This window comes from Paraburkholderia sp. RL17-381-BIF-C (genome assembly GCF_046026435.1).
Classification (GTDB): Bacteria; Pseudomonadota; Gammaproteobacteria; order Burkholderiales; family Burkholderiaceae; genus Paraburkholderia.
On sequence record NZ_JARESX010000157.1, the window covers coordinates 1 to 3,337 of the forward strand.

Genomic DNA, 3,337 nt, shown 5'->3' on the forward strand with positions numbered 1-3,337 from the left:
GCACAGACATTCGACGCCTCGGCCTGAATCGTCGACAATCGGCCGATCGGACCATCCAATATTCATCAATGTCGATCGACGTTCCGGGAACCGAAGGTTATGCCGAGTATGCTGCGGCCTTGGCTAACGATTGGCGCAAGATTTCGTTCCGAGACCACCACCAACCAGTTCTGCATCTGATACCGACGGCACCTTCGCGCGTCCTCGACGTGGGGGCCGGCATGGGTCGCGACGCCGCCGCATTGGCAGCGCTGGGGCACTCGGTGGTAGCGGTTGAGCCCGTCGACGAACTGCGGGCTGCTGCAATCAAATTCTATCCGGCTTCCAGCGTCGTCTGGCTCGACGACAGCCTTCCAGAACTCCGCCTCGTCCGGGAGAGGGAGAGGGCGAATACGTTCAATCTTGTCATGGTCACCGCAGTATGGATGCATCTCGACGAAGCCCAGCGTCGCCGAGGGATGGACACCATCTCTGATCTGTTAGACGACGGCGGTCTCGTCATCATGTCGTTGCGCCACGGGCCGATCCCGACGCGGCGGCGCATGTTTGACGTCTCCGCCTCGGACACCATCAGGCTTGCCGAAGCCCATCATCTGCAACTTCTGCTCAATGTTCGCAGTGACTCGGCCCAGCAAGCAAACAGGAACATGGAAGTCACCTGGACGCGGCTTGCTTTCCGGAAGTGAGAACCGGTGCGGCGGCAACGGCGCGCGGCGACTGCAGGCCAACGGCAGAATGCATGATAATCCACAACGACCCGCAACTCGATAGCAACGCGACCGCCAATGAATATACATCGCATGCATTGCTTTGGACGTACCGACGAAACTGGCAACGCTGCAATCGTCGTCGAAAGCTCAGTGTTTGCCGAATCGGAGAGACAGGAGTTCGCTCGGCAACAAGATGCGAATGCTACGGTGTTCGTGGACGCGAATGCTGGTGGTGACCTGCAACTCGACTATTACTACCCGCACGCCCGAAGCCCCCTTTGCCTGCATGCGACGCTTGCGGCGAGCGCGGTTTTCTTTGAGCGATATCCTAATATCCGAGGCCTCCAGTTCATCACGAGCATGCATGGCCAGGCTCTTGTGATCGAGCGGGTTGACCAAGATATCTACGTCGGTGTGGAGGCTCAGCGTTGCCCGGGATTGATACTTGATGTCGCGGAAATTGCTACGTTGTTGCTTGTTAAACCGACGGATCTGATAAGCATAAAAGGACCCGCATCGGTTGGCAGCGCAAAGCTGCTCGTAGAAGTGGCGGACGAATCAGCGTTGGACGCATTGTGCCCCGATCTGGCGGGCATTATCGACTGGAGTCATAAGCACGCCGTTTCGGGCATGTTCGCGTATTGCCACCTTCGTGACGATGTCTATGTGGGGCGGAATTTCAATCATTTGGAGCCGCGTTTTGAAGACGCTGCGACAGGTGTGGCGGCAGGCGCACTGGCGCTAGCGCTTGAGCGAAGTATCACACTTTTGCAAGGTGACGCGCTCGGTCAGCCGTGTACTCTCCTCGCTCGATACATGCGTGGGACGGTGAAGATCGGTGGACGAGCTGTGCGCAGCACGGTTTGATTTATCGCCATCATCGCGGTGGCTCGTTAGCTATTTCTTCGGTGCCTACGCCAACAAAGGACCGTTTCCGGGACACGCGTATGTCCCCTGTGGGTCGCGCACTGTCGATCGCGACCGCGCGAGATTCGCGGTATATGCAGTTCTCATAAGTCGATGAGCGGCCAGGAACGGTCAGTCGACATCACAGCCCGAATTGCTGACAATTGAAGTTGCGAACAGGCGACAACCTAGCTGCCTCATCCTGAGGAGTCAAGCCGATGAGCCGTAACGAGATGGACAGCGCGTTGAAAGCGCGTTTTGTTCCTGCGCTTCGCCAGCGAGGGTTCAAAGGTTCTTTGCCTCATTTTCGACGACAACGAGATGGTCGGGTCGATCTGCTGACGGTGCAGTTCGATCGTCACGGAGGAGGCTTTGTCGTGGAGCTGTCTCAATGCGGGGTGGAGGGTATCACCACCCACTGGGGTAAATTCATTTCCGCAAGCACGGTCACGGCACACGATCTACATCCTCGTCGGCGCCATAGACTCGGCGCGCTTGGGCCGAATAATGACCACTGGTTTCGATTCGACGACGGTAGTTCGCCGATGGCTGTCGCGGACACGCTATGCGCTCACATCGACGAGGCTGAGCGTTGGTGGGCCAGCCGCTAACGGTGCCTTTGCGGAGGCCATGACTGTTCGGTCACCCACTGTCGAGGCCCGGGCAGCGATCTTCGGCCAGAAGCGGTCGGTCGAGGCCGCCATCCAATTTGCATAACCAAGGTCACGTCCCCCAACGCTCAACGGCCGGTCTCCGGCGAGCAAATTCCAGCTGGTACTGCCTTGACACGGCCACAACCAGTCGTTCGGCATACCCGCGCGAATCATCGACAATTGGATGAAGCACCGCAGGCTGATGTGCGCGCGGGGCATCAGCGCACTAGCTTCCATTAACGGTCATCAAGAGCAGAAATTGAACAAGTTATTCGGCAACGGCGTGTCCATGATGTCAGCGGATTCACTTCAAGAACAGGTTGAAAAATTCAAGGAATGGGCGTCAGCGTATCCAGTTCATCGGCGCACCGGCGAGTGGGAGTGCGACTATGAACATTGGCCCCGGCTTTGGGCCGCTGCGATTGCGGTATTGGATTCCCTTCCACCAGAGGCATGGACTGAGACGTGCAGTGTGAACTTGCTCTACGCAATTGCGCGCGACAATGAGATGGAACACATTGCACAAGAACTTTCAGCCAGACCTGAAGCCTTACTAGAACTGGCACGATTTGCATTACGCTCCCTGGAGCCAGACGCCAAATGGCAACTGGCCGTACAGCTCGGAACGTTGTCCACAAATAAAGCGGAAGCGGAAACACTCCTGTTGCGCTTGGTGGATGATGCAGACGAATACGTCAGCAGGCGTTCATTACTTGCGCTCGGAGCGTTGAAGTCCGTGCACGTTGAGTCCCTCGCGGAAAAGGCGTGGCTTACCGGGCATGAATACCAGCGCATCGCCGCATTGTGGGTCCTCAAAGACATTGCCTCCAGCAAGCTCACAGAATACGCGCAATTGGCGGAGGAAGATGGTCGAAAGTCTGTTATCAAGAACGCACACGATGTGCTGAAAGCAGGTCAATGACTGACGAACTTTTGCTCAAGATGCGCTGCGGACCATCTCGCAGCGAGCCGGAAGTTGCACTGTTTGGATCATATGCACTCGGACTTCGGCCGTGTCCGCATTCATTAATCGAATGTCCGCATCGCGGAAAGCCAGAGGTCGGTTTC

General features: G+C 57.1%; 4 protein-coding genes. All 4 read left to right on the forward strand.

The window, feature by feature from the left end; genetic code table 11:
• The first annotated feature begins 68 nt into the window (after positions 1-68).
• The 4 genes from P0D70_RS36260 to P0D70_RS36275 all read left to right on the forward strand — a co-directional run bounded on the left by P0D70_RS36260 (position 69) and on the right by P0D70_RS36275 (position 3,191).
• A complete protein-coding gene (locus tag P0D70_RS36260) occupies positions 69-686 on the forward strand; it encodes a class I SAM-dependent methyltransferase (RefSeq protein WP_408188066.1) in 618 nt (205 codons plus the stop codon).
• Positions 687-785: 99 nt separating this feature from the next.
• On the forward strand, positions 786-1,577 hold the full coding sequence (locus P0D70_RS36265) for a PhzF family phenazine biosynthesis protein (protein WP_408188063.1): 792 nt from the start codon (positions 786-788) through the stop codon (positions 1,575-1,577).
• A 257-nt stretch (positions 1,578-1,834) separates the two neighbouring features.
• The gene (locus tag P0D70_RS36270) at positions 1,835-2,227 is read left to right on the forward strand and encodes a DUF4304 domain-containing protein (RefSeq protein ID WP_408188064.1); all 393 of its coding nucleotides are present in this window, start codon (positions 1,835-1,837) and stop codon (positions 2,225-2,227) included.
• 226 nt (positions 2,228-2,453) lie between these two features.
• Entirely contained in the window at positions 2,454-3,191 is a 738-nt protein-coding gene (locus P0D70_RS36275) for a hypothetical protein (protein ID WP_408188065.1), read from the forward strand.
• Positions 3,192-3,337: the final 146 nt, after the last annotated feature.